The sequence below is a fragment of the Bacillus cereus genome, assembly GCF_007678085.1.
GTDB lineage: Bacteria > Bacillota > Bacilli > Bacillales > Bacillaceae_G > Bacillus_A > Bacillus_A cereus_BE.
On the sequence record NZ_VEDW01000005.1, the window covers coordinates 128970 to 155707 of the forward strand.

A 26738-nucleotide genomic window follows, 5' to 3' on the forward strand; every position below is an offset into this window, starting at 1 on the left:
TGCCCGTCAGCTATTTTTTTACCAAGGAAGATATTTTTTCCACCAACTTGTTTTTTTCTTTTCCTCAGTTGTCTTTTCAAATTCTTCTTTATCATCAACATGATCCATACAATATTCAGTTGGTTCTGTACCTTTTGCGAAATACATTTTCACTGAAATTGGACAGTTCTTTGTAGCGATTTTTCCGTTTTCAGGGTTAATATCGACTGCAACGACGTCACTTGGTTGTTTAAAATCTTTTTTAGGTTGTCCATCTAAGCCTTTTTCCATCGTATCGGTCCATATTCTTTTTGCATATCCTTGTTCTGCTACATTTGAAATCGATTTAGGTTGATCGTATCCAACCCATACACCCGTTACGATTTGTGGGGTAAATCCAATCATCCAACTATCTGTTTCAGTAGAACCAGATTTTCCGGCATATGTTCTTGATAATTTTGATAACATCGATTGACCAGTTACAGCAGCATAACTGCTTAGCTTTTTATTAAACATACCTGTCATCATTTCTTCCATTACAAACGTTTTGCTCTTATCGAGAACTTGTTTACTCTCCAAATGAGCATCATATAATATATTTCCTTCATGATCCATAATGCGTCGAATAAACATCGGTTTTACTTCTTTTCCGCCGTTTGCGAACATGCTATAAGCGTTAACCATTTCAATTGGTTTTACAGGAGATGTACCGAGAGCAAGAGACGGTACATCTTTTAATGCAGTAGTAATACCGAATTGCTTTGCTGTTTTTGTAAGAATGTCTTCGCCTAAAAACAAATTGGTCTTCACGGCATATACGTTATCAGAGACCGCAAGAGCTTGCGCCATTGTTACAAAATCGTCTGCATAATAGTCTTTATAGTTTTTCGGTTTATACTTTGAAACACCGTCACCTAAAGTAAATACAGTGTATTCGCTTTTTAAGCGCGTAGCAGGCGTAAATCCTCGTTCTAATGCCGCATAATATAGGAATGGCTTAAATGTAGATCCAGGCTGGCGAGCGGCTTGTGTAGCCCTGTTAAATTGACTTGTATTATAATCAGTTCCACCAACAAGGGCAGCTACTTCACCTGTTTTTGGATTCATAGAGACGAGAGCAGTTTGTATGTTTGTTGTGTCAGGTATGTTGTCTTTTACAGCTTGCTCTGCGACCGATTGTAATTTAGGGTCTAGCGTTGTATAAATACGCAGACCACCTTTTTGTAAGGCTTGTTCATCTAATCCGATATCACGAAGAAGAGAAGCTTGTACAGCATCTTGGAAATAAGGCGCGACCTCTGCCACTTTCTTCGTATCTAATGAGGCAAAAGTTAGCGGCTCTTTCTTCGCTGAAGTTGCTTGTTTCTTCGTAATATAACCTTGTTCTACCATTTCATCTAATATGAGAGATTGGCGTCCTTTCGCACGATCTTCTTTTAAAAAAGGAGAGTAGACACTAGGTCCTTTCGGAATACCTGCGAGCATACTAGCTTCCGCTAATGTTAATTCTTTTGCTGTTTTATCGAAATATAGACGAGACGCAGCTTCGATTCCATAAGCGCCATGCCCGTAATAAATTGTATTTAAATATCCTTCTAAAATATGATTTTTATTATAATTCACCTCAAGGCGGATTGTGTACATCGCTTCTAATAGTTTACGTTTCCACGTTTTATCATGATCTAAGTATAGGTTACGAGCATACTGTTGGGTAATTGTACTGGCACCTTGGACTTTTGCCATCGCTTTTAAATCGGCAACAATGGCACCAGCAATACGCTTCATATCAAAGCCATGATGTTTGTAGAATCGTTGGTCTTCGATAGATAGTGTCGCCTCTTTTACATAAGGAGAAATTTCATTGAGAGATACATTGTAGCGTTTTTGCATTTCATTACTTTGTCCTATAACAGTGTCATCATTAGCGTAAAAGACACTTGTTTGCGGAACAGCAACAGGAGGAGGTCCCATAATTTTTGCAACTATAATAATAACAAAAAAGGAAAAAACGAAAAAAAGAACAGAAGAAAACATTACGGTGAAGAAAAGACGTTTATATTTTTTAAGTTTCGGATTCATAGTTTGATCCATCTTTTTCAGCCCCTCATTCATACAAACATTATTGTATTAGTATTGAGGGTTTTCGGTTATTTTAAACAATGAAATTTCGAAAACAAAAAGCCCCTTCAATTAAGAAAGGAGCTCAAAGGCACGTGCTGGCCAATCGGTAATAATGACATCTACGCCATAGTCAATCATAGTTTGTAAATCTTTGTATTCATTAATTGTATAAGGGCGGAAAACGTACCCTTGATCTTGTGCGAATTGAACAAATTCTTTTGTTAATAATTGAAAGTTTGGGTGTAAACCAGTTGCTTCTCTATTTTTTGCTTCAGCAATAGGGTCAGCAAGTGGTACATCATATAAAATTGCTCTGGGGATTTCAGGAGCTATTTCTGCTAATAATGAAACAGATTCGTGGTTAAATGACGAGAATACAATTTGATTAGACAGGTGGTATTCACGAACGAGAGCAACAGCCTTTTCTTCAATATTTGGATAGTGAATAACATCTGTTTTTAACTCGATGTTGAGCTGTAACTTTGTTGTAGATAACCAAATGAATACTTCGCGTAATGTCGGAATCTTTGCTTCATGGAAAGAAGGGTCTTTATAGCTACCAGCATCTAGAGCTTGTAATTCCACTACCGTTTTTTCAGAAACAAGACCTCTACCATTTGTTGTGCGGTCTACCGTTTCATCGTGAATTACGACAAGTTCACCATCTTTTGATAGGTGGACATCAAGTTCAATTCCATGGGCGCCGATACGTTCAGCCTCTTGGAAGGCAATCATCGTATTTTCTGGATGTGTTCCTTTTACCCCGCGATGGGCGAAAATAAGTGGTTTATTCATACGGAAATCTCCTTATCTTTTCTTTTCTTTTCTTTTCTTTCATTATGAAACTGCTTCTGGAAAAATACAATTGAACAGGATAAACATTTACAAAAGTCTAACAGTTGCACAAAAGTTAACGTTAACGTAAAATGTAATAATTGAGTGGAGGGAGGAATAAACATGTATAAAATTGATGAAGTCACAAAGCAAGTTGGTTTAACAAAACGTACACTTCGTTATTATGAGGAAATTGGTTTAATTCATCCGCCTGAGCGTAGTGAGGGGAACATTCGCCTGTATACAGACGAGGATATCGCCAGAATTAAAAGAATTGTGGAAGCGAAAGAAGTGTTAGGAATTACGCTTCAAGAAATGCAACATTTCTTATCGTTAAAAGAAAGAATGGAGCAAAGAAGAAATAGCGAGAATCCTCGTGACCGCGAAGTGATTCAAGAAATTAAAGAGATGCTTGAAAAACAAGTGCAAACGCTAGACGAGAAAATGGAACAAATGCAGCGTGTAAAGGCAGAACTTGAAGATAGCTTACATCGTGCAGTGACATTTTTGGAGAGTACAAAAGGAGAATGATCAAAATGGAGAGCAAACAAAAACTAGGGAGATTGATTACAGTGGTGGCTACCTTCCTTGCCTTTTCGGGTATAGGGGTAGTCGACCCAATCTTGCCAAGCATTGCCGAGCAAATCGGTGCATCGCATTGGCAAGTAGAGATGTTATTTACAGCATATATTTTAACGATGGCCATTATGATGTTACCAGCTGGAGTATTCGCATCGAGATTTGGTGATAAACGAATGATGACGATCGGCCTTGCGATTGTGACTGTGTTTGCGTTTATATGCGGTATATCGCAAACGATTGCCCAATTATCTCTTTTCCGTGCGGGGTGGGGATTAGGAAATGCAATGTTCTTCGCAACGGCGATGACATTATTGATTGCATTAAGTAGAGAAGTTCATGAAGCAGTAGGATTATATGAAGCGGCTATCGGTTTAGGGATGGCAGGTGGCCCGTTATTAGGCGGGATATTAGGTGGACATTCTTGGCGTTACCCATTTTTTGCGACGAGTATTTTAATTTTCTTAGCATTTATTTTAGTTTTCTTTTTTGTAAAAGAACCGGAGCGAAAAGTGAAGCGTAAAGCGGCAGGCGTAGGAGAACTACTTAACCTGGTGAAATATAAACCGTTTATGCAAGGTGCGATTTCAGGAATGCTATATTACTACGGATTTTTCGTTGTGTTAGCATATTCACCACTTATTATGCATTTATCTGCTATTCAATTAGGATTTGTATTTTGCGGATGGGGATTAGCATTAGCTTACGGTTCTGCAATTTTAGCTCATAAGTTAGAAGGTAAATATGAGCCAAAAACATTGTTGAAAGGTAGTTTACTCGTATTTGCGCTTTTCTTAATCGCATTATTCTTTGTGAAAGTTATGTGGTTACAAATTGTATTAATTGTTCTATCAGGATTAGCATCTGGATTAAATAATGCATTATTTACAAGTTATGTAATGGATATTTCACCTTATGAAAGATCTGTTACATCAGGTGTTTATAATTTCGTTCGTTGGCTAGGTGGCGCAATTGCTCCAATCTTATCAGGAATCATCGGTCACACCGTTTCACCGCAAAGTCCATTTTTAGTCGGCGGAATTGTTGTATTAGTCGGTTGCGTAATGATTTTAATTCCGGTTCGAAAGCCGGTAGAAGTAGAGAGAAAAGCCCTTTCTTAAGAAAGGGTTTTCTTTCCTATTATAGGGTAATCCCTTTTCGTATATATGTTAGAACCCTCTGACTAAAATATATTTTCGGTATTTTTGTACTTTTAACTATACTTTTTGGATGTTTTGTTTTATTTTTGTTAGGGGACATTAATGATGTCCCTATTATAAATTTGCATTGAAAGGCGTGATTGTACGATGGAACTATGGTTCACTGAAAAACAAACAAAACATTTTGGGATTACGGCGCGTATTAACCGCACATTACATACGGAGCAAACAGAATTCCAAAAACTTGATATGGTTGAAACGAAAGAGTTCGGAAACATGCTTATTTTAGATGGCATGGTTATGACAACAGAAAAAGATGAGTTCGTTTATCATGAAATGGTAGCGCACGTACCTTTATTTACACATCCAAACCCTGAAAACGTATTAGTTGTAGGCGGCGGTGATGGCGGTGTTATTCGTGAAGTGTTAAAACACCCAAGCGTAAAGAAAGCAACTCTTGTTGAAATCGATGGAAAAGTAATTGAGTACTCTAAACAATACTTACCATCAATTGCAGGCGCATTAGACAATGAGCGTGTAGAAGTAAAAGTAGGAGACGGTTTCCTACACATCGCAGAAAGCGAAAATGAATATGACGTAATTATGGTAGATTCTACTGAGCCAGTAGGACCAGCAGTAAATTTATTTACAAAAGGATTCTACGCTGGAATCTCTAAAGCGTTAAAAGAAGATGGTATTTTCGTTGCACAAACGGACAACCCTTGGTTCACACCAGAACTAATTACAACTGTGTTTAAAGACGTAAAAGAGATTTTCCCAATTACTCGTTTATACACAGCGAACATTCCAACTTACCCAAGTGGTCTTTGGACGTTCACAATTGGATCTAAAAAACATGATCCATTAGAAGTAAGTGAAGAGCGTTTCCACGAAATCGAAACGAAATACTACACAAAAGAATTACACAATGCAGCATTCGCATTACCGAAATTTGTTGGCGATTTAATTAAGTAAGAAATCGAGTTTGAACAAATAAAGTGTAGGTAGCTCATTTAAGGTGTTTGTCCAGAAGACTTGAACATGCTAGCTACTTACACTCCTGTAAAGAAAATCGTCTTCTTATTGTTAAAAAAGAAGACACCGGTAAATCGAGAAAGAGGAGCAGTTCGCTCCAAATTTGAGAAATAATGAAAGGTTGGGATACCTTAAGTTCCACATAAGGAGGAAAAGAATATGCGTTTTGATGAAGCTTATTCAGGTAAAGTATTTATTAAAAGTCATCCAAGTTTTGAAGAGTCAAAGGTAGTTATTTACGGGATGCCTATGGATTGGACAGTAAGTTACCGTCCAGGTTCTCGCTTTGGCCCTGCACGTATTCGTGAAGTATCAATCGGTCTTGAAGAATATAGCCCATATTTAGATCGTGAATTAGAAGAGGTAAAATATTTTGATGCGGGTGATATCCCATTACCATTCGGAAACGCACAACGCAGTTTAGACATGATTGAAGAGTATGTATCAAAACTTTTAGATGCCGATAAGTTTCCACTAGGTCTCGGCGGTGAGCACTTAGTGTCTTGGCCAATTTTTAAGGCAATGGCAAAAAAATATCCGGATTTAGCAATCATCCATATGGATGCTCATACTGATTTACGTGAGTCGTATGAAGGGGAGCCTTTATCCCACTCTACACCTATTCGTAAAGTGTGCGATTTAATTGGTCCGGAAAACGTATATTCTTTCGGTATTCGTTCTGGAATGAAGGAAGAATTCGAATGGGCAAAAGAAGTAGGTATGAACTTATATAAATTTGACGTATTAGAACCGTTAAAAGAAGTATTACCGAAACTTGCAGGACGCCCAGTCTATGTCACAATTGACATTGACGTATTAGACCCAGCTCACGCTCCTGGAACAGGAACATTAGAAGCTGGAGGTATCACATCTAAAGAACTATTAGATTCCATCGTAGCAATTGCAAATTCAAATATAAATGTAGTTGGAGCAGACTTAGTAGAAGTAGCTCCTGTCTACGACCATAGTGATCAAACGCCAGTCGCAGCAAGCAAATTCGTGCGGGAAATGCTGCTCGGTTGGGTGAAGTAAAAGCGGAAGCGGCTCGCTCAGAATGTGAGGGGGACGGAGCTTCAGACGTAGAGGCGTTTTTTGCCTCGAAGGAAGAAGCGAAGCCACCGATCATTCTAGCCGCCGCAGCTAGATAAAGTAAAAGTGAAGCCGACTGTTTAGACCCGGTGACTAAGGTTCTTAGACGCAAGGGTCTAGCCGTTGTAGCTAGATAAAATACGAGCCTCCTATATGAATAGGGGGGCTCTTATTTTGTCGATATATTAAAAAAATCGCTGATATATTCGAAAAATCGCCGATATTATTTCATTTAACGTTACGCAACATAAAAAAGAGCTATTCTCAAACAATGAGAATAGCTCTTTTTCTTATGCAACCTTCTCTTCCGAAGTAATACCGCGAATTTCATCAGCAGAACGGATTGGATATTTGCGGAATATGACCGATCCGATATATCCAACAATAGTGGTAACGATTCCACATAATACAGCAGCAATTGTTACTTTTACAACGTCATTAAATCCGAATAAGACAAGAAGTCCTGGGATTGGTGATGCTGTTCCTGGTGCGTTATTAACGAGCTGGAACAGAGATGTAATAATACCAGCAAGTGCACCGCCAACGAAGTTTGTCGCATAAATTGGAATTGGATTTGCTGAAACAACATCGGCTTGTGTTAAAGGCTCGATTGCTACAGCGATTGTATCTTTCTTTGAACAAATTTTTAGTCGCTTAAAGAAAATAAAGTTCATCGGGGCTGAGGCTGCTACGGCAAGACTACCAATTGCCATTGGTAAGCCTGTTAATCCAAGCATTGCAGTTAGTGCCATAGAACTTAATGGAGAGGTAGAAATAACTGTTATTAATCCACCAAGCATGATACCCATAATGATAGGACTTTCTGTAGTTGCAACTGAAATCATAGAACCGATTTTACCGAGTGTTGCGTTCACGAGCGGATCCATAAGCATTGCCATTCCGCGTGAGATTGGTGCAGCAATAAATAAAATTGCTAAAAATTCTACACCAGCCGGTAATTTCTTTTCGAGAAATTTCACGACGAAAGCGCAAATATATCCAGCGAAAAATCCTGGTAAAATACCGAAACCACTAGTAGCGATACCGATTAAAACAGCATATACGGGTGAAACACCAATTGCTAGTGCGACTAAAATTGCCGCTGCGACACCGCTCATACTACCAGAAGCTTCTCCTACTGATTGTAAAAAGTCATTATGAAACATTTCTCCACCGATATAACGATGAAATGCTTCAATAAGAAAACTCGCGATTGCTGCATTAGCTAAAGCACCCATTGCTTTCATGCCGTAAGGAGCACGGTAACTAAAAAGTGTAAATAGACAAAGTACAACAAGTAATAGTGCTAAACCTTGCAAGATAGCCATTTGAAAACTGTCTCCTTTGATTTTTGTAATAAAAATTCGTATCATTCAATAATAATATAAAAGTTTGGTAAACGGAAAAATTTTTTGATGGGAATTTGCTATAAAGGGAAAAACTCTTACAATAATGTAAGGAAAGTGTAAGGCGTTTCGATAGAGTATAGTATGTTGTTTTTCGTATAATACATGTATAGACATAAGGTTAGTGAGAAAGAAGTGCAAACAGGAGGCGCATTTATGAAATTGGTAATTAAAGTTTTAGCTGTGTTCGCCATTATTTTAGGGGGAACAGCATATTATTTAAACACAAAAACAGAAGGTGTACATGCTTTTGTAGACAACTTCTTTTCAAATAAAGAAATACAAGATTATTATGCGGTTATAGATAAAGGTGAGAAAAAAGACGATGAATACTTGTATACATTTAAAGGGTATACAGAAGACGGAAAGTTACAAGTTGTGAAAAGAATGATGAACCGTGAATTGCATACGGGGGCATTTATAAAAATTTATGCAAAAGGTATGCAAGGAAAAGGATGGGCTGAAATCTCAAAAGAATCAATTCCGCAAAAAGCGTTGGAAAAAATAGAAAAACCATAAAAGGAGCGACTCATTCGCTCCTTTTTTAGTGCGTTAAAATGGTGATAGATGTCTTTTCTTTGTTAGAAATGATTTTTGCACGTCCACCAATTGGGAAAGTGAAAATCGGGGTTGTATGCCCGAAACTTGCGTTTGCGATGATAGGAATATGTGTAAGTTCAGGTTTTGAAGCGATCATTTCTTGAATGTCTTCTATCGTACATTCTGCACCTTTTTGCATCTTTCCTATGACGATGCCCTTTATGCACTCAAAATCTAACTGCTGCATAAGGGAATGTAAATAACGATCAAAAGTTTTAAGAGTAGCTGTTCCAGTTAAACTATCCTCTTCAAGAAATAAAATTTTATCCTGTAAATTTGGCATATATGGTGTACCTTGTAGTAAATTCAATGTGCTCATATTACCACCGATAATTTCTCCAGTTGCTTCGCCTTCGTGAATTGAAACATATCCTTCATTTTTTATGAATTCTCGATTTTCCTGATCGATGTACCAAGAATCATCGCTCCATGTTTCAGATGGCAGGATTTCAATAGGCTCATTAGAAGTTAAGCATTTTAAAAAGTAATCGGTTGTATACTCGAGACCTTTTTCCATTCCAAATGAAGAGAAGTGGGGTCCTGAATATGTAACAAGTCCTGTTTTTGTGTAAATTGCATTATTTAAAGCAGTGATATCAGAATAGCCACAGAAAAATTTCGGGTTTTCTCGAATTAAATCGTAATCGAGATGTTTTAATAAACCGTTAGAATTGTATCCACCAAGTGTCGTCAAAATAGCTTTTACATTTGGGTCTTTAAATGCTTCGTGGAGATCTTGAACGCGTGAAGAAATAGAAGAGGAAGCGAATCGATCTATCTCATCAGCATATGTTGAGAATGTAACTTGAAAGCCCATGTCAGTTAATCTTTTTATAGCAAGCTCTTGGTTCGTATTTGAGACAATACTTAAACTACAAGCTGGTGAAATCACTCTAATTTCATCACCTTTTTTCAATTTTGTTGGTAGCAAATAACTCACCTCTTTAAATAAAAGAATATTTAGATTTAAAAAACATTTTATCATATGAAATAAAGTGAAAGTGAATTATTTTTTGAAATGGAGTTTTCCTGATTTTTCAGCAGACAGGCAGAGGTTTTTTTTGATATGATAGGAAAAGTGATTTATTATAAGTAGTATTTAATATCTATAACATTTGAAAGGTGTGCAAGACGTGGAGAAACAACTTGCAGGCTTGCCGGTACACGTTCATTTCGTAACAGAAATCCGTGAAGGGGCGAGGAAGGAAACCGTTGCTTTTGAAGCAAACGGTCAATACTATGTAAAAGGTCAAGGTACATATGTAACATTCCAAGAGCCGAACGAACAGGGCGAAGTGAAAACAATTATTAAAATTCAAGATGAACAAGTTCTCATTATGCGTTCAGGTGCTGTTTCAATGCGTCAAACGCATGTGAAAGGTGAATGGACAACTGGTACGTATACGAGTGAACTTGGTACGTTTGCATTGCAAACGAAAACTGATAACGTTCTTTTTAAATGGTCGGATGAAAAGAAAAAAGGACAACTCTTCTTAACGTACGCATTGCTTCTAAGTGAACAAGAAGCTGGCAGATATACAATTACACTTAATTTGAAGGAGGCAAAATAATGAATTCTTTAGAACAAGTAAAAGGATTAATTAAAGAAGAAATTCAAGCTGCTGTATTAAAGGCAGAATTAGCGACAGAAGAACAGATTCCAAACGTTGTATTAGAATCTCCAAAAGATAAAACAAATGGTGACTTCTCTACAAATATGGCAATGCAACTTGCACGCGTTGCAAAAAAAGCACCTCGTATGATTGCAGAAGAATTAGTTGCAAACTTCGATAAAGCAAAAGCTTCTATTGAAAAAATTGAAATCGCAGGACCTGGTTTCATTAATTTCTACATGGATAATAGCTATTTAACAGACTTAATCCCAACAATCGTTAACGCTGGCGAAGCTTACGGTGAAACGAATACTGGTAAAGGTGAAAAAGTACAAATTGAGTTCGTATCTGCGAACCCAACAGGTGACCTTCACTTAGGACATGCACGTGGTGCAGCAGTAGGTGACACTTTATGTAACCTATTAGCAAAAGCTGGTTACGATGTATCTCGTGAGTACTACATTAATGACGCTGGTAACCAAATTCATAACTTAGCTCTTTCTGTTGAAGCTCGTTACATGCAAGCTTTAGGGTTAGAGAAAGAAATGCCAGAAGACGGATACCATGGTGCGGACATCATTGGAATCGGTAAACGTTTAGCTGAAGAATTTGGCGATCGTTATGCGAAAGCTGATGAAAAAGAAAGCTATGAATTCTATCGTGAGTACGGTTTAAAATATGAGTTAGCGAAACTTCAAAAAGACTTAGAAAGCTTCCGTGTTAAATTTGATGTATGGTTCTCAGAAACATCATTATACAAAAACGGAAAAATCGATCAAGCTCTTGCTGTATTAAAAGAGCGTGAAGAGATCTTTGAAGAAGATGGAGCAACTTGGTTCCGTTCAATGACTTACGGTGACGATAAAAACCGTGTATTAATTAAAAACGATGGTTCTTACACATACTTAACGCCAGATATCGCGTATCACCGTGATAAATTAGAGCGTGGTTTTGATAAGTTAATCAACATTTGGGGTGCTGATCATCACGGTTACATTCCTCGTATGAAAGCTGCTATTCAAGCGCTAGGTTACGATAAAGAAACACTTGAAGTAGAAATTATCCAAATGGTACAACTGTACCAAAACGGTGAAAAAATGAAGATGAGTAAGCGTACAGGTAAAGCAGTTACACTTCGTGAGCTTATGGAAGAAGTAGGCGTGGACGCAATGCGTTACTTCTTCGCAATGCGTAGTGGTGATTCTCATTTAGACTTCGATATGGACTTAGCTGTATCAAAATCTAATGAAAACCCAGTTTACTATGCACAATATGCACATGCTCGTGTATGCAGTATCCTTCGTCAAGGTGAAGAGCTAGGATTAGCTACAGGCGGAGATGTGAACTATAAACTTGTTACTTCTGAGAAAGAAGTAGAGTTACTGAAAAAACTTGGTGAATTCCCAGCAGTAGTTGCGGATGCAGCGCAAAAACGTCTACCACACCGCATTACAAACTATGCATTTGAATTAGCAGCAGCATTACACAGCTTCTACAATGCTGAAAAAGTATTAAACCAAGATAACGTAGAATTAAGTAAAGCTCGCTACGAGTTAATGAAAGCAGTACGCACTACACTTCAAAACGCATTAGCAATCGTAGGAGTATCTGCACCAGAAAAAATGTAATAAAGAAAAGCGGAGCCGACTGTTTAGCCCCGAAGGCTAAGGTTCTTTCCCACTGAAGATGTTTTTTATCTTCTCGTGGGAAAGGTTCTTAGACAGAAGGGACTAGGAGGCAGAGCTGGACATAAAGAAAAGCGGAAGCGGCTCGTTCAGAATAGGAGGGGGATGGAGCTCCTGACAGAGAGGCGTACTTTGCCTCGGAGGAAGGCGCGAAGCCACCGAGTGTTCTAGTCAATTTTTCGCTTTCAGTAAAAGGCAATCACACGATGTTGTGATTGCTTTTTTTTTATGGAGATAATAAAAAAATAAAATTTTATCAAACAAAAGGAGAATTTGCGTCGTCTTATATAAATGACAGGAGGTTTCCGATGGAAGAAAAAGTAGAAGAATTAATCGATATATATAAGCGGCAAATATATTCCTTATGCTATAAATTAGCGAAAACGAAAGAAGATGCAGAAGATATTTTTCAAGAGACTTGGATAAAAGTTTTTTCCTCTAGGCACCAACTTTCTTACGTGGAAAATTATAAGAAATGGATTACTACAATTTGTGTTCGGACATTTTATGACTTTTATCGTAAGAAGAAAAGGTGGAAAGATCGCGTCTTGGATTTATTTCATAAAGAGGAGGGTGGAGAAATAGATTTCGCAGATGAAGTGAATATATCAGAAGAGTTTATTCAAAAAGTGGAAGCAGAACTGATACGGGAAGTTATACAGTTATTGAATGAAAAATATAAAATCGTGCTCGTACTCTACTATTATGAACAATACTCTTATAAAGAAATGAGCGAAATATTAAATATACCGATTGGTACGGTGAAATACCGCCTTAATTATGCGAAGAAGCAAATGCGGGAACATTTGGAGGGGTTCGTTTATGACGGAAGATAAGTTTGATCAAAAGATAAAAAGTAGCTTAGCAGGAGAGATGGTTCCTAGTGCAGAGCTGCTAAACAATACGAAAAATAGTGTGCGAAAGGCTCGGAAATTAGAGAAAAGATGGTTTGCTTTTATACATGTTATTTGGATTGTATTATTAACAGCTGCCCTAGAACAGTTTGTTGTTCATTTAGATAATAAAATACCTATGATAATAGCAATTGTTATAGTGATGCACCTATACATTCCGATATATGTTGTCATACAGTCATTTTTAAAGAAGGAGTATAAATTATATGAAGGAATTCGTTAATTCAATTATTACATTTGAAACAGTTGGGATTATCATGTTATTGGCTTTTATATCACTTTTAATATGTGTTGCATCATGGGTGTATACTGACGCGAAAGCACATGGAATAAGTAAGTGGTGGAGTGTAGTGGCAATTATAGTGCCATTCTTTATTGGAGTATTGATATATACGTTAAGAAGAAACAAAAAGAAAGTAGACGGAGAACATAATATGAATGGTATGAAAAAACAAAAATTAACATTAGTTGCGATATTTTCAAGTACAATGTTTGTATTACTTAGTGGTTTTACTTTTGTGCAAACGTTAGATGATACGTGGAGATCAGGAGATATATATTTAGAAAATGAGAAGCAAGGAGAGACAAGTTATGAAGCGGAGTTTTCATCATGGGATATCGCTGGGAAAGATATTGAACTTGAGTATGCAAAAGATACAGAAGTAATATTTTCTTATGAGACAGATGCAAAACGTGGGAATTTATGTTTTAGCTTATATGAAAGGCAAGGAGAAGGTATAAGAGAATTAAAAGAGATCTGTGAATCGAAAAAAGGTACTTTCAAAGCTACATTAAAAGCAAATGAAAAGTATGTATTTAATATAAGTGGTTTAATGGTTAAAGATGGTTTTGTAAAAGTGAATTGGGAGATAAAATAAAGGGCCTTGAGAAAGGCCCTTTATTTTATTGGATTGTATACGTAACGGAAAAGCTAACAGGACTATAGTAAACGAAAGGTGTATGAAATTGAACATACATATTTCCATCTGTTTTTGCAGTGAAAATTCTGCCGTAACCATCAGAATAACGCCCGATAAGGTTATGATTTGAATCATAGACACTGTAACTAGGAGTTTTGCTATTAGGTTGAATTGTTAACTCTTGTCCCTTTTGAAGGAAAACAGGTTCTTGTTCAGAACTACTTCCAGTTTGCAAAGAATAAAATTTTGTAAAGCTTTGTTCTTGAGTGGCAGCAGCGATCTTTGTTTCGGGAATAAACGCGGTAGCACCAGTAATTCCTGCTAAAGTTAACGCACCGGCTAAAATCATTTTTTTCATAGTAGAAAAATCCTCCTTATTAGTTGTAATCATTTTTGTTACAATTAATATTGTATATGATAATGAGTTGGTGGAAATATGCTTTTATGCATATATGTATTTTCTCAATAAAAGACCACTGATAAAAATCAGTGGTCTTTTAAATAATTAAGCAGCTTTCTGTTCAGTTTGAGTAATAGGTTTTTGAAGGGTATTATAAACACCAGTCCCAATAACCTCTAATGCCATTCTCATACGTTCAGGTGAAATATTCTCAAATACGTTATCTTGAGGTGTGTGATATACCTTTTCGATATGATAGATTAATGGATTCCAACTATCAACACCCATCCAAATAAATAGAGCGGCAGGAATACCAACTTCAGCAAACGGTACGTGATCACTAGAGCCAAATTTTCCTTGCAGTACGAGGTCATTATTTAATTGTTTACCTGCTTGTAAGGCTGCGTCTGTTACAAGGTTTGGAGAACCGTTAGGCGTCATAGCATATAAATTCTTTGCTTTATCGTAATTTGTTGCAACCATGTCTGCGTTAAAGACGCCTAAAATTCGATCGCGTTCTTTTTGGGGTAGACTATTAACGTAATAATCGGAGCCAAGTAAGCCAGTTTCCTCAGAACCAAAAGCAATAAAACGAATTTCTTTATCAGTTTCTACATTTTGAAAAGAACGAGCTAACTCTAATACTAATCCTGTACCAGAAGCATTATCGTTTGCTCCAGGTGCTCCAACTACGCTATCATAGTGCGAACTTACAACGACAGCTTTTTCATTACCTGTACTATTTTTTGGTTTCTTTTTAGCGATGACGTTTAAGGATGTTAAATTAGATTCATGTCTCGCTTTTAGAGAAAGAAGAGTGGTCCCTTTTTTAGCGATTTCTTCTTTGAATGCATTTCCTTGCGCATAAGCAAGACCAAAGACAGGGATAGACTGCTTTTTCGTTAGGCGGGGATTGAAGGTTTGTCCATAATTTCCGCGTCCGCCAATTAAACTGTATAAAAGGACACCTTTTGCTCCTTTGCTAACAGCATTTTCAACTTGTTTATTATAGTCTGCAACTGTTGTTCCTCTTTCAAATAGAACAATTTTCCCGTTTACTTCATTTGGGATATCCTCTAATTTTGTCCCACCTTGAACAAAGATAAGAGGAGCTGTAACAGCTTCTGTAGAAATTAGTGCGTTAGGGGCAGCACCAGCTTGCCAATTACGCTTTGTGGATAATGGTGATTCAATAAATCCAACGTATTGATCAGGCACTTGAAATGGTTGATATTCTACTTCATAGCCCATTGATTTAAGTTGCATACCAACGTAGCGAGAAGCCCATTCTTCTGATTTTGTCCCACCAGGGCGAGGACCAATTGTTTCGGATAAGAAACGAATATGTTCGATGGCGCGGCTTGCATCAACTTGTTTTGTGATAGGTGAAGTCTGTGTGATTTCTGACGTGGAATCAGCTTTGGCTTGTCCGATTGGAGCTAAGCTAACAGCGAGTGATACGGCAAGCAAAGAGCTTACTATCTTTTGTTTCAAAGATTTTTTCATTTTTTCCTCTCCTATTCTTCTATTCTCTCTGACTGACAAAAGAAGACGGATAACGACTTCATTTTACCTTTATTTTCATTATTTTTCAATATTCTGACATTGAGAAATAAAAAAATGCTATATGCATATTTGCATATTTTTGATGGAGATATGTATGCTATCATTTTAAATGAAGGTTCGCTTTCTGCTTGGAAAGCTCCTACATTGCATGAATCTAGTGTACCCAAACTTTAGATTATGTAGAGAAAAGAATCCTATAGGGTTTCTTTTCTCATGTTTGAATCATGTGATGATAAATATGTTTCCGCATTTCATACTTATTATCAGTGATATATGTAAGGCATCCATATGAAAATACGAGGCTGTTCAAAGGTTTTCCGTACTTTTGGACAGCCTCACCCCGTTAAAAGGACGATACTCTATGTATCGTTTTTTTTGCATAAAAAAACACCCAATCAAATGTTTACTTGATTGGGTGTGAAAAACTATTAATAATATTTTTTTCGTTTTGTAGCTAAAATACTTAACAATCCAGCTAGTATAAGTATGATGCCTACTGTTTGAGTAGGATCATTTTTGTGACCTGTATTTGGAAGTTCTTTACCCGTATTTCGGCCATCTTGCTGTTTGTTTATCTGTGTTTCAGGGTTTCCTTTTTCTAGTTCTTCAGAAGTTCCTTTACCATGTGTTTCAGGATTTCCTTTTTCTAGTTCTTCAGAAGTTTCTTTTCCTGTTTCTTCTTCTTTATTAGGAGGAGTAATTGGTTTATCATCTCCACCTGATGAAGAGTCGATTTTTTTATTTGAAACTGTAACTTGTAGTGGTGCGGCTTGAGCTTTTTCAATTGTAAAGTTTATTGGTGATGCATCTAATTGATAGCCTGTAGGAGCCTTTGTTTCCACTAATTGATAATTACCAGGTTTCAAATCATTTACGATTAATTTACCATGCCCGTCTGTTTGTAAACCTTCTCGTATTACTTTTCCGTCTGGATCTAAAATATTGAAAATGGCACCTTCAAGTGTTCCATGGTGATCGATATCAACTTTAGTTAACTCCACTGAACCTGTTGTTAAACTATTTAAGGCTGTAACAGAAGTAACTTGAGATTGTCCTTTCGCAATTGTGAAAGGAATTGGTTTAGCGCTTAAATCGTATCCAGTAGGAGCCTTCGTTTCAATAAACTGATAGTCTCCCGGACGTAAATCAGAAACAGAGATTTTTCCATCTTTATCAGTAGTTAAATCAGAACGAACATCATTGCCGTTCATATCAACGATTTTAAAGATAGCTCCTTCAAGAGTAGAGTTGTCAACGTCGTCGACTTTAGTTAATTCAATAGCGCCTTTCGTTAAGCTATTTGTAGCAGTAACAGAAGCTTTAGCCGTTTGACTCTTTTCAACAGTAAACTTGATAGGATTTTGATTTAGGTCGTAATGGTTAGGAGCCTTCGTTTCAACGAATTGATAGTCTCCCGGACGTAAATCAGAAATAGAAATTTTTCCATCTTTATCAGTAGTTAAATCAGAACGAACGTTGTTGCCGTTCATATCAACGATTTTAAAGATAGCTCCTTCAAGAGTAGAGTTGTCAACGTCATCGACTTTAATTAATTCAACAGCGCCTTTCGTTAAGCTATTTGTAGCAGTAACAGAAGCTTTAGCCGTTTGACTCTTTTCAACAGTAAACTTGATAGGATTTTGATTTAAGTCGTAATGAGTAGGAGCCTTCGTTTCAACGAATTGATAGTCTCCCGGACGTAAATCAGAAATAGAAATTTTTCCATCTTTATCAGTAGTTAAATCAGAACGAACGTCGTTGCCGTTCATATCAACGATCTTAAAGATAGCTCCTTCAAGAGTAGAGTTGTCAACGTCATCGACTTTAATTAATTCAACAGCGCCTTTCGTTAAGCTATTTGTAGCGGTAACAGAAGCTTTAGCTGTTTGACTCTTTTCAACGGTAAACTTGATAGGATTTTGATTTAAGTCGTAATGAGTAGGAGCCTTCGTTTCAATAAACTGATAGTCCCCAGGACGTAAATCAGAAACAGAGATTTTTCCACCTTTATCAGTAGTTAAATCAGAACGAACATCGTTGCCGTTCATATCAACAATTTTAAAGATAGCTCCTTCAAGAGTAGAGTTGTCAACGTCGTCGACTTTAGTTAATTCGACAGCGCCCTTCGTTAAGCTATTTGTAGCGGTAACGGAAGCGATTTTTTCTTGCCCTTTTTTAACTGTGAACTTAATAGGTGTTTCGTTTAAGTCATAATGAGTAGGAGCTTTTGTTTCGATAAACTCATAGTCTCCTGGTGGTAATTCATCCACAACTAAACGGCCGTTTTTATCAGTCGTTAAATCAGTACGGACATCGTGTCCATCCTTATTAACGATTTTAAATACCGCACCCTCAAGTGTTGTGTTTTCTTCAACATCATCCACTTTAATTAACTCCACACTACCTTTCGTTAAGCTGTTAGTAGCAGTAACGAAGACATGTTTTGTTTGACTTCTTTCAATTGTGAACTTAATAGGATCTTCATTTAAGTCATAATGTTTTGGAGCTTTCGTTTCAATAAATTGATAGTCTCCAGGTTGTAAGTCTTTAGCGATGATTTTTCCATCTTTATTGGTAACTAAATTCGTACGAATATCGTTACCGTTTATATCAGTAATTTTAAATACCGCACCTTCCAGCGTTTCTTTTGCATCTAGAGAGTCAACTTTCGTTAATTCCACGCCACCTTTAGTTAAGCCATTTTTAGCAGTAACAGAAACGTGAGTTGGTTGGCTTTTCTCGATAGTGAAAGGAATCGGTGTTTTATTTAAATCATAGTCTTTAGGAGCTTTCGTTTCAACGAATTGATAATCTCCAGGTCGTAAATTAGAAGCAGAAACTTTCCCGTCTTTATCAGTAGTTAAATTCGTGCGAACAACTTTACCTTTCGCATCAATGATGTTAAATACTGCATCAGAAAGTTTTGTATCTGGATTTATATCATCTATTTTAATTAATTCCACAGCACCTTCAATTAAGCTGTTAGTAGCAGTGACTTGTAGTTTCTCTGCTTGGCTTTTCTTAATTGTAAATTTAAGCGGTGTACTGTCTAATTTGTAGTGTTCAGGAGCTTTCGTTTCAACAAACTGATAGTCTCCTGGACGTAAATCTGGAACAGAGATTTTTCCATCTGCATCTGTCGTAAGATTAATGTGAAGATCTTTACCATTACTTAAATCAATGATGTTAAATACTGCGCCTTTAAGGGCAGTTCCATCGACGTCATCCACTTTAGAAAGCTCTACCATACCTTTTGTTAAACTATTTTTAGCAGTAACAGAAATCGGTTCGGCTTGTCCTTTTTCAATAGTGAAAGGAATCGGTTCTTTATTTAAATTGTAGTGTTTCGGAGCTTTCGTCTCGACGAATTGATAGTCACCAGGACGTAAGTTAGAAACACTAATTTTACCTTGTGAATTTGTAGTAAGATTCTCGCGAATTACAGTACCCTTCATATCAACAATGTTAAATACTGCGCCTTCAAGAGTAGTACCATCGACGTCGTCCGCTTTAATAAGTTCCACGCCGCCTTTTGTTAAACTATTTTTCATAGTAACAGTAGCAATATTTTTCTGGCTTTTTTCAACTGTAACTACCATTGGCTTTTTGTCTAAATCATAATGTTTCGGAGCCGCTGTTTCGACAAATTGATACGTACCAGGACGTAAGTTTTCAACAATAATTTTTCCTTCACCGTTCGTTTTTAAATCTGGTTTAATTACAGTACCGTTTTGATCTAGTAAATTAAACACGGCATCGGCAAGTTTTGTTTGATCGTTTAAATCATCCACTTTAATTAATTCGATACTACCTTGTTTTAAACTATTTTTAGCGGTTAAAGAAATAGTCTCCTTCTGCCCTTTTTCAATAGTGAAATTGATTGGTGTTTCATCTAAAACGTAATGCTTAGGAGCTTCTGTTTCGATGAATTGATAATCACCAGGACGTAGGTCGTTAATTTCAATTTTCCCTTTACCATTTGTAACAAGACTTTCATGAATTACAGTACCCTTCATATCAACAATTTTAAATACTGCGCCTTCAAGTTTAGTACCATCGATGTCATCTACTTTATAAAGTTCCACTGCACCTTTTGTTAGAGCGTTTTTGGCCGTAACATGAAGCGTTTCAGTTTGGCTTTTCTTAATTGTAAATTCGATCGGTGTTTTATTTAAATCGTAATGTTCAGGAGCAGTTGTTTCAATAAATTTATACGTACCAGGACGTAGGTTTTCAACAACAATTTTCCCTTCATCATTTGTTTTTAAACCTTCTTCAACTAGCTCTCCTTCTGCATCTAATAAATTAAATACAGCATTAGCAAGTTTAGTGTTTGTATCGATATCATCAATCTTTGTTAATTCCACGCTACCTTTTTTCAACGTGTTTTTACCTGTAACAGTAATTTTTTTCGTTTGACTTCTTTCAATTGTAAATGGAATCGGTGTTTCGTCTAATACATAATGCTCAGGAGCAGTTGTTTCAATAAATTGATAGTTTCCTGGATGTAAATCAGAAACCGAGATGTCACCATTGTCGTCTGTAACAAGGTTTGTGCGAACTTCAATGCCATCCATATCAACAATTTTAAAGATTGCACCTTTCAGCATTGTACGATCGATGTCATCAATTTTCGTTAATGTGACTGCACCTTTCTTTAAGCTGTTAGTAGCAGTAACAGTAATGTTTTCTTGTTGACTTTTTCCGATAGTGAACGGAATAGGATCGTTGCTTAACGTATAGTCTCTTGGAGCTTTTACTTCAACAAACTGATAGTCTCCAGGACGTAAATCAGAAGCGGTAACTTTACCGTGCTCATCGGTCGTTAAGTCTTTACGAACGACCTTTTTAGTATCATGAGCATCAACAATGATAAATTCTGCACCTTCAAGCGTAATGCCATTAACATCATCCACTTTAGTTAAAGTAACGCCACCTGTAAGTAAACTATTTTTTATAATTACAGGGATAGGAAGATCTTCCTTGCTACCTTTTTTAATCGTGAACTTAATTGGTGTTTGATCTAATTTATAATGTTCAGGAGCAGCTGTTTCAATAAATTGGTAATCTCCTGGTGCTAAATCAGGAATAACTAGTACTCCATAATCATCTGTTTTTAAATCTTTCGCAATTTCTTTGCCAGTTGCGTCTTGTAATGTGAACACCGCACCGGCAAGGGCGATACTACTTTCCACATCATCTTCTTTAATAAGTTTAACTTTTCCTTTCGTTAAACTATTTTTAAATGTAAGTGGAAGAAGTTTTTGTTGTCCTTTTTCGATTGTAAATTCAATAGGTTCTACATTTACATCGTAATAAGTTGGAGCCTTTGTTTCGATAAGTTTATAGTTACCAGGACGTAAGTCGTCTACAACTAGCATTCCTTTACTATTCGTAACAAGTTCCGTACGAATAACTTCATTCGTATCTCTATTAATAATTTTAAATACTGCACCTTCAAGTGTTTCCTTTTCATCTGCAGCATTCACTTTTGTTAATTCAATACCGCCTTTTGTTAAGCTGTTTTTAGCAGTAACGGTAATTGGTGAAGTTCCTTGACTTTCTTTAATCGTGAACTTGATAGGTTGCGTATTTTTATCGTAATACTTCGGTGCTGTTACTTCGATAAATTTATAATCGCCAGGGCGTAAACCAGTAGCGATAGCTTTACCATCCGCACCAGTTTTCACATTTTCGCGAATGACTTTCTTTTCATCATTAGCATCAACAATTTTAAATACAGCACCTGCAAGAGCTGTACCATCGATATCATCAACTTTCGTTAATTCAACATCTCCTGGTTTCAAAGCATTTTCAGCTTTCACAAGTAGAGTTTCTTTCTGACTTCTATCGATTGTAAATTCAATAGGTTCTGCTCGTAAAACGTAATGTTCAGGAGCAGCTGTTTCAATAAATTTATACGTACCAGGACGTAAGTTACTAACTTTAAATTTACCTTTTTTATCGGTAGTTAAGTTAGTGTGAGGGGGAACTTCATTATTATTTGCATCGACAAGTTTGAATACTGCACCTTCTAGCGGCTTTTTCTCACCAAACTCATCAACTTTTAATAATTCCACTTCTCCTGTTTTTAAACTGTTTGTTGCCGTAACGGTAGCTAAAGATTGTTGGCTTTTGTCAATTGTAAACGTAATAGGATCTGTGTTTAACGTATAATCCTGTGGAGCTTTCGTTTCAATAAATTTATATGTGCCAGGCTCTAAGTCTTTAACAGTTACTTTACCATCCGCACCAGTTGTTACGTTTTCGCGAATAACTTTCTTTTCGTCATTAACATCAACAATTTTAAAGACCGCGTCTTTAAGAGCTGTACCATCGATGTCATCAACTTTTGTTAAAGTTACGCCACCTTTAATGAGGTGATTCGTTGCTGTAACAGTAAGTGCTTTTTGTTGGCTCTTTTCAATTGTAAATTTAATCGGTGTTTTATCTAGGTTATAATGTTTAGGCGCTTTTTCTTCAACAAATTGATAATCTCCAGGACGTAAATCTTTTGCCTCGATTTGCCCTTGAGCATTTGTCGTTAATTTTCCGTAGCCAGGGATTATTTTGTTTTTTCGGTCCCGTACACTAAATACGGCCCCCGCTAAAGTTTCACCATTTTTATCAACTTTTGTTAGTATAGCCGACCCTTTAATTAAATTGTTTGTGGCTTCTTTTTCAATTACTGTTGTTTGATCTTCTTCGATTTTAACTTCAATAAGTTGACCATCTAATTGATAATGCTCAGGAGCTTTTATTTCTTGTAAGTAGTAAGTTCCTGGTTTTAAATTATCTACAGTAATTTGCCCTTTATCATTTGTTGTTAATTCTTTATGTTTAGGAATGACTTGTTTGTTTTCATCCAGTAAAGAGAAAACAGCATGTTCAAGTTTTTCCCCACTGTGAGCATCAGTTTTTGTAAGTACTACTTTCCCAACAAATTTCTTATTTGTAAGGGTATATTTTGTAATTTCTTCAGAACCTAGCTCAACAAGTATACCTTCTCTTAATTCTTTACTAATTACATAACCTTTAGGTGCTTTCGTTTCTTTAATCATATATTTATCGCGTCGTAAGTTGTTAAACTTAGCGACACCATCATCACCTGTTGTAATTGGTCGAATAGCGGTTGTACCTGTTTGATCATATAAAGTAAATTCTGCTCCAGCTAATGGTACTGTTTGATCTTTATCATCAACCTTTATAATTTGAAGGCTTCCGCGTCCTTTACTAGCAGAACCACCTCCAGATCCAGAAGATACTTTAACAACTACCTTTTCAGTAGTTTTCGTTTCCTCTAATACTAAACGGTGGCCAGTAATATTTGCCTTATTGCTTACTGTTTCCATATGATCTGCATTAATGAGTGATCGATATTCTAAAATATATGCTCGATTAATCGTATGAAGGAATTCAACTTTAAACTGTTGCTTCCCTGTATCGTTGTCTGTTGTTACTTTGAGTTTATAGTCTGTACCTTCTTTTAATTCATTTGTTGCATCTTTTGTTAAAGTACCATCCACGGCTACGGTTGTCGGATATAGGTGGAATGACTTTTCATCAAGAATTTGATTGTCTGTTGGATCATCTGTTACAACTGCATTTTCAATAGTTGATTGACTCGGGTTAATAGAAACGCTCCAATCAATGTACTTGTCATTTTGTTTCGCTTTTTTCATAACCCCGCTACCACCGTTTGTGATTTTAAATGCACCATGAATACTAGCAATGGTTTCTGATCCATCTTTTAAATCGGCATAATTATCGTAGCGTTTATTAATTTGTTCACCTGCAAGTGAAGTTTTAAAGCTAATATGGTACGCTGTTTTAATTTCATTTTTAAAATGAATCGTTAATGTATTGTTATTATCTTTTGTTGGAGTTTCTATCGTATATTCGCTAGATGGAACAGGATCACTTACTTCAAATCCATTTGCACCACCAGTTAATTTCATATGTCTAACTTCAATAGATTCCGGTATTAATTTTTGGTTATCTCTTAATACGTCAACGATAGAAGGGTCCTTAATCGTCATATTATTATAGTTAAAACCTATGTCCCATTTAATTTCTTTCGTTTGGGCGTTGTAAGAACCGTATTTAAATCCGTTTCCTTTTGTGTAGTAATCGGGATCAAACGTATCATCGGAGGAACTATTTTTCTTGTTATCATTTATGTCTATCCATGATAAATTTGCTGTATTTTGGAATGAGTTATTTTTACTCTTATCCTCTTTTACTTTAGATAGGGTTTCGTAATTAAAGTCTGTTGTGTATGTGATAGTTAAAGTTTTATTCATATTAGACTTATAATCACCAGTTAGTTTCACTTCGAATCCTTTATCGGTTACATGAAGTGTGTAGTCATGCCCTAATTTAAGTTCATTTGATCCGTCAGTAATCTTGAAACTATTTTCCTGTAACGTTAGACCGCCAAAGTCAAACGTATCCTTGATAACAGCATCGTTTAACACGTAGTTGTTATTATTGACAATAATTGTCCATTTTGTTGTTTTGGCATTGTAATCTGTATCGCCTGCATTTTTATTATGTTTCTTTATGATGTTTTGTTGTTGTAATGTAACTTTGTTTGTTTTACTTGAACCACCATCTGCGATAATTTTATTTTCGATTTCTCCATCTGCGATGACATCACTCGCGGCTTTTGATGTGTAAGTAATTACGTAGGCACTATCAATATCAGTAGTAAACTGTAAATCAAATCCCTCAGTCGTTTCTTTTACTGTGAAGTTTGTAGCATCGTCACCAGTGACAATTTGCCCACTATCATTATAAGAAGCATTTTTTACAACAATAGAACTTCGATCAATTTTATGATCCTTATCTAGAATATCTTTTAAAAGAGCCGCCTCTTTTTTGATCTTTTTTTGGTCCCCGTTGTAAGTAATCGTCCATTCGATTGTTTGTGTTTTTGGGTTGTACTTACTAGTTTTCTCTAGATGTGTACCGCGTGAAACAGTTACAGTTGCATTTGCAGATACATCTTTTTGATTCTTGCTGGATACTTTTGCGTTGTTTTTGAAACTAGTAACACTTTCATCTGTAATCTTTGTTGCATATTCAATTTCATATGCTTTATTCGTTTCATTTTTAAAAGCGATATTTAATTTATCAGAGGATGAAGTAAGCTCATATTCTTCCTTAGGAACTTCTGCTCCACGAGTTGTCTTCCCGTTAATATCTACCTCTAAATAATAAACCTTAATAGAATCTTCGTTGAGGCTTGCCCCTTTTGGGATTTCATCTTGAAAGACGGCATTTGTAAGCTTATCTTTCGTCTTGTTCATTTCTACTTTCCAATTAATTTGATTCGTATTAATTGGTCTATCAGGTACACCTGTTTTATCTATAGATTGTTTTACTTTAGGTTTAAAATCGAGCTCAATAATAACGTCTTTTTCTTTAATAGGGAATGGGATTTGTTTTTCTGTAGTCCCTGTAATTTTTACTTCATTAAACTCCGTACGAATGTTTAAATTTCCAGCTATATTAGGATGATCTTCAATATATTCGTTAAAAGTCATCGTTACTTTGCCATCAGGCGTAACAACGAACGATCCAATCGTATGTCCTTTTCCATCTATTAAATCTTGTGTAATCGTATTGTGGACAATAAAGTATTCTGGGAGTTGGAAAGTAAAATAATCACCATTTTTGACGTTTAGTGATTTTAAAACTTCCCATGTAAAATCGATTTGGGTAATAGAATTTGGATTTGGACGATTATCCGTATTATTAAATGGTTTACCGTCTTTATCCGTTAATGTGACACCCGTTAAAATATTTTCTGTAATTTGCTTAGGTGATGGATCTGGATTCTCAACAGGTTGTTCTGTTGTATTATCACCAGGAGTCTCCGTAGGCTGCTCTGCATCACCATTCTTGTGCTCATCCACAGGTTGCTGAGCTTCGCCGTTCTTGTGCTCATCCGCAGGTTGCTGAGTATCGCCATTCTTTTGTGCATCCGCAGGTTGCTGAGCTTCACCATTTTTTTGCTCATCCACAGGTTGCTGAGCATCGCCGTTCTTGTGCTCATCCGTAGGTTGCTGAGTGTCGCCGTTCTTTTGTGCATCCACAGGTTGCTCTGCAGTGTCCTTGTTCGTAGTAGGGAAAGCAGGGCTATCTACTTGAACGGGAACTGAAATAGACTTAGCTGTTGTACCTAGAGGGAATGAGAGTTGAACAGATTTTGCACCAGGTTTTAAATCAGGATTGAATACTGTATCAAAATTGATTTTTCCGTTAGCACCTTTGGAATCTTTTACTTGATCGTTAAATACTAGTTTCATCTTGTTATCGTTTGCTGTAACAAAATATTGACCAATAATTTGCTGATCTGCCATCAGATTTCCTTGTTGATTATTTTTAACTTTTAATGCGTTAGGTATTTCGAGCACTGCTGAGTCTGTTTGATGATCTTTTATTGACCAAGCATATTCTAGGTGAATGGTTGATCCTACTTGTATTAAGTTTTTAGGATTTAGTGCTTCGTCAATAATATGATTCGTTGTATCTTTCATTTCAACAGTGTCAAATAATGAATTGCCTGTTAATGTTTCCGCTTTTACTTGATTGTATGGAAAACTAGCAAGCTGTGAAAATAGTACGAATACAATTAAACATATATTGAAAAGTTTTTTCATTGTGCCTCCTTTATGAATCCTTCTATTGTATAAAAATGCTTTGTGAAGAGATTATTTGTCATGGATCAATGTGATTTACGTGATGCCTCCTTTACTACGTATACTCTTTAGGGAAAGTATTCATATTCGATGCTTTGTAACGTAAAAAAATTGCATATTTTAATAATATA

General features: G+C 36.3%; 17 protein-coding genes. 10 read left to right on the forward strand and 7 right to left on the reverse strand.

All coding sequences use genetic code 11. The annotated features are described in order from the left end of the window. Positions 1–18: 18 nt before the first annotated feature. Positions 19–2070, reverse strand: coding sequence for a transglycosylase domain-containing protein (locus tag FS742_RS21050; protein WP_144614863.1), 2052 nt, complete (start codon positions 2068–2070; stop codon positions 19–21). Between the two features lie 99 nt (positions 2071–2169). Beyond that, positions 2170–2895 (reverse strand): glycerophosphodiester phosphodiesterase, encoded by a 726-nt coding sequence (locus tag FS742_RS21055; RefSeq protein ID WP_144614865.1) that lies wholly within the window; start codon positions 2893–2895, stop codon positions 2170–2172. Positions 2896–3057: 162 nt separating this feature from the next. On the opposite strand from FS742_RS21055, the gene FS742_RS21060 reads away from it, so the two are divergent. The 4 genes from FS742_RS21060 to speB all read left to right on the forward strand — a co-directional run bounded on the left by FS742_RS21060 (position 3058) and on the right by speB (position 6740). Then, positions 3058–3465, forward strand: a complete 408-nt coding sequence (locus FS742_RS21060; protein ID WP_000276567.1) for a MerR family transcriptional regulator — start codon at positions 3058–3060, stop codon at positions 3463–3465. 5 nt (positions 3466–3470) lie between these two features. Next, positions 3471–4634: an MFS transporter gene (locus FS742_RS21065; protein WP_144614867.1), complete on the forward strand. Its 1164-nt coding sequence runs from the start codon at positions 3471–3473 to the stop codon at positions 4632–4634. Between the two features lie 186 nt (positions 4635–4820). Beyond that, positions 4821–5648: a polyamine aminopropyltransferase gene (gene speE, locus FS742_RS21070; protein WP_000424700.1), complete on the forward strand. Its 828-nt coding sequence runs from the start codon at positions 4821–4823 to the stop codon at positions 5646–5648. A gap of 219 nt (positions 5649–5867) precedes the next feature. Then, positions 5868–6740 carry an agmatinase gene (gene speB / locus FS742_RS21075; protein ID WP_001209831.1) on the forward strand — a complete coding sequence of 291 codons (873 nt, stop codon included), beginning with the start codon at positions 5868–5870 and terminating at the stop codon, positions 6738–6740. Positions 6741–7087: 347 nt separating this feature from the next. Here speB and FS742_RS21080 read toward each other — a convergent pair whose 3' ends face one another. After that, on the reverse strand, positions 7088–8125 hold the full coding sequence (locus FS742_RS21080) for a PTS sugar transporter subunit IIC (protein ID WP_144614869.1): 1038 nt from the start codon (positions 8123–8125) through the stop codon (positions 7088–7090). Positions 8126–8359: 234 nt separating this feature from the next. On the opposite strand from FS742_RS21080, the gene FS742_RS21085 reads away from it, so the two are divergent. Then, positions 8360–8722 (forward strand): YxeA family protein, encoded by a 363-nt coding sequence (locus tag FS742_RS21085; protein ID WP_144614871.1) that lies wholly within the window; start codon positions 8360–8362, stop codon positions 8720–8722. A gap of 25 nt (positions 8723–8747) precedes the next feature. On the opposite strand, the gene FS742_RS21090 is transcribed toward FS742_RS21085, so the two are convergent. Further along, entirely contained in the window at positions 8748–9734 is a 987-nt protein-coding gene (locus FS742_RS21090) for a S66 family peptidase (RefSeq protein WP_144614873.1), read from the reverse strand. Positions 9735–9936: 202 nt separating this feature from the next. On the opposite strand from FS742_RS21090, the gene FS742_RS21095 reads away from it, so the two are divergent. The 5 genes from FS742_RS21095 (at position 9937) to FS742_RS21120 (ending at position 13893) form a co-directional block, all read left to right on the forward strand. Continuing rightward, a complete protein-coding gene (locus FS742_RS21095; protein ID WP_000414868.1) occupies positions 9937–10374 on the forward strand; it encodes a YwiB family protein in 438 nt (145 codons plus the stop codon). Continuing rightward, on the forward strand, positions 10374–12044 hold the full coding sequence (gene argS / locus FS742_RS21100) for an arginine--tRNA ligase (RefSeq protein ID WP_144614875.1): 1671 nt from the start codon (positions 10374–10376) through the stop codon (positions 12042–12044). The genes FS742_RS21095 and argS overlap by 1 nt, the downstream gene beginning before the upstream one ends. Positions 12045–12409: 365 nt before the next feature. Continuing rightward, on the forward strand, positions 12410–12937 hold the full coding sequence (locus tag FS742_RS21110) for an RNA polymerase sigma factor (RefSeq protein ID WP_144614877.1): 528 nt from the start codon (positions 12410–12412) through the stop codon (positions 12935–12937). Continuing rightward, a complete protein-coding gene (locus FS742_RS21115; RefSeq protein ID WP_144614879.1) occupies positions 12924–13238 on the forward strand; it encodes an anti-sigma factor in 315 nt (104 codons plus the stop codon). Before FS742_RS21110 ends, FS742_RS21115 begins: the two co-directional genes overlap by 14 nt. Further along, complete coding sequence (locus tag FS742_RS21120) at positions 13222–13893, forward strand: anti-sigma factor (RefSeq protein ID WP_144614881.1); 672 nt, start codon at positions 13222–13224, stop codon at positions 13891–13893. Before FS742_RS21115 ends, FS742_RS21120 begins: the two co-directional genes overlap by 17 nt. A 25-nt stretch (positions 13894–13918) precedes the next feature. Here FS742_RS21120 and FS742_RS21125 read toward each other — a convergent pair whose 3' ends face one another. The 3 genes from FS742_RS21125 to FS742_RS21135 all read right to left on the reverse strand — a co-directional run bounded on the left by FS742_RS21125 (position 13919) and on the right by FS742_RS21135 (position 26568). Further along, positions 13919–14293: a hypothetical protein gene (locus FS742_RS21125; protein ID WP_144614883.1), complete on the reverse strand. Its 375-nt coding sequence runs from the start codon at positions 14291–14293 to the stop codon at positions 13919–13921. A 147-nt stretch (positions 14294–14440) separates the two neighbouring features. Then, on the reverse strand, positions 14441–15841 hold the full coding sequence (locus tag FS742_RS21130) for a M28 family metallopeptidase (protein WP_144614885.1): 1401 nt from the start codon (positions 15839–15841) through the stop codon (positions 14441–14443). A 488-nt stretch (positions 15842–16329) separates the two neighbouring features. Continuing rightward, on the reverse strand, positions 16330–26568 hold the full coding sequence (locus FS742_RS21135; RefSeq protein ID WP_144614887.1) for a SpaA isopeptide-forming pilin-related protein: 10239 nt from the start codon (positions 26566–26568) through the stop codon (positions 16330–16332). Positions 26569–26738: the final 170 nt, after the last annotated feature.

Coding starts and splice junctions, on each gene's coding strand:
- speE (WP_000424700.1), top strand. CDS start 4,821: ATGGAACTATGGTTCACTGAAAAACAAACAAAACATTTTGGGATTACG.
- argS (WP_144614875.1), top strand. CDS start 10,374: ATGAATTCTTTAGAACAAGTAAAAGGATTAATTAAAGAAGAAATTCAA.
- FS742_RS21110 (WP_144614877.1), top strand. CDS start 12,410: ATGGAAGAAAAAGTAGAAGAATTAATCGATATATATAAGCGGCAAATA.
- FS742_RS21135 (WP_144614887.1), bottom strand. CDS start 26,568: ATGAAAAAACTTTTCAATATATGTTTAATTGTATTCGTACTATTTTCA.
- FS742_RS21080 (WP_144614869.1), bottom strand. CDS start 8,125: ATGGCTATCTTGCAAGGTTTAGCACTATTACTTGTTGTACTTTGTCTA.
- FS742_RS21060 (WP_000276567.1), top strand. CDS start 3,058: ATGTATAAAATTGATGAAGTCACAAAGCAAGTTGGTTTAACAAAACGT.
- FS742_RS21055 (WP_144614865.1), bottom strand. CDS start 2,895: ATGAATAAACCACTTATTTTCGCCCATCGCGGGGTAAAAGGAACACAT.
- FS742_RS21130 (WP_144614885.1), bottom strand. CDS start 15,841: ATGAAAAAATCTTTGAAACAAAAGATAGTAAGCTCTTTGCTTGCCGTA.
- FS742_RS21125 (WP_144614883.1), bottom strand. CDS start 14,293: ATGAAAAAAATGATTTTAGCCGGTGCGTTAACTTTAGCAGGAATTACT.
- FS742_RS21120 (WP_144614881.1), top strand. CDS start 13,222: ATGAAGGAATTCGTTAATTCAATTATTACATTTGAAACAGTTGGGATT.
- FS742_RS21085 (WP_144614871.1), top strand. CDS start 8,360: ATGAAATTGGTAATTAAAGTTTTAGCTGTGTTCGCCATTATTTTAGGG.
- FS742_RS21115 (WP_144614879.1), top strand. CDS start 12,924: ATGACGGAAGATAAGTTTGATCAAAAGATAAAAAGTAGCTTAGCAGGA.
- FS742_RS21065 (WP_144614867.1), top strand. CDS start 3,471: ATGGAGAGCAAACAAAAACTAGGGAGATTGATTACAGTGGTGGCTACC.
- speB (WP_001209831.1), top strand. CDS start 5,868: ATGCGTTTTGATGAAGCTTATTCAGGTAAAGTATTTATTAAAAGTCAT.
- FS742_RS21050 (WP_144614863.1), bottom strand. CDS start 2,070: ATGGATCAAACTATGAATCCGAAACTTAAAAAATATAAACGTCTTTTC.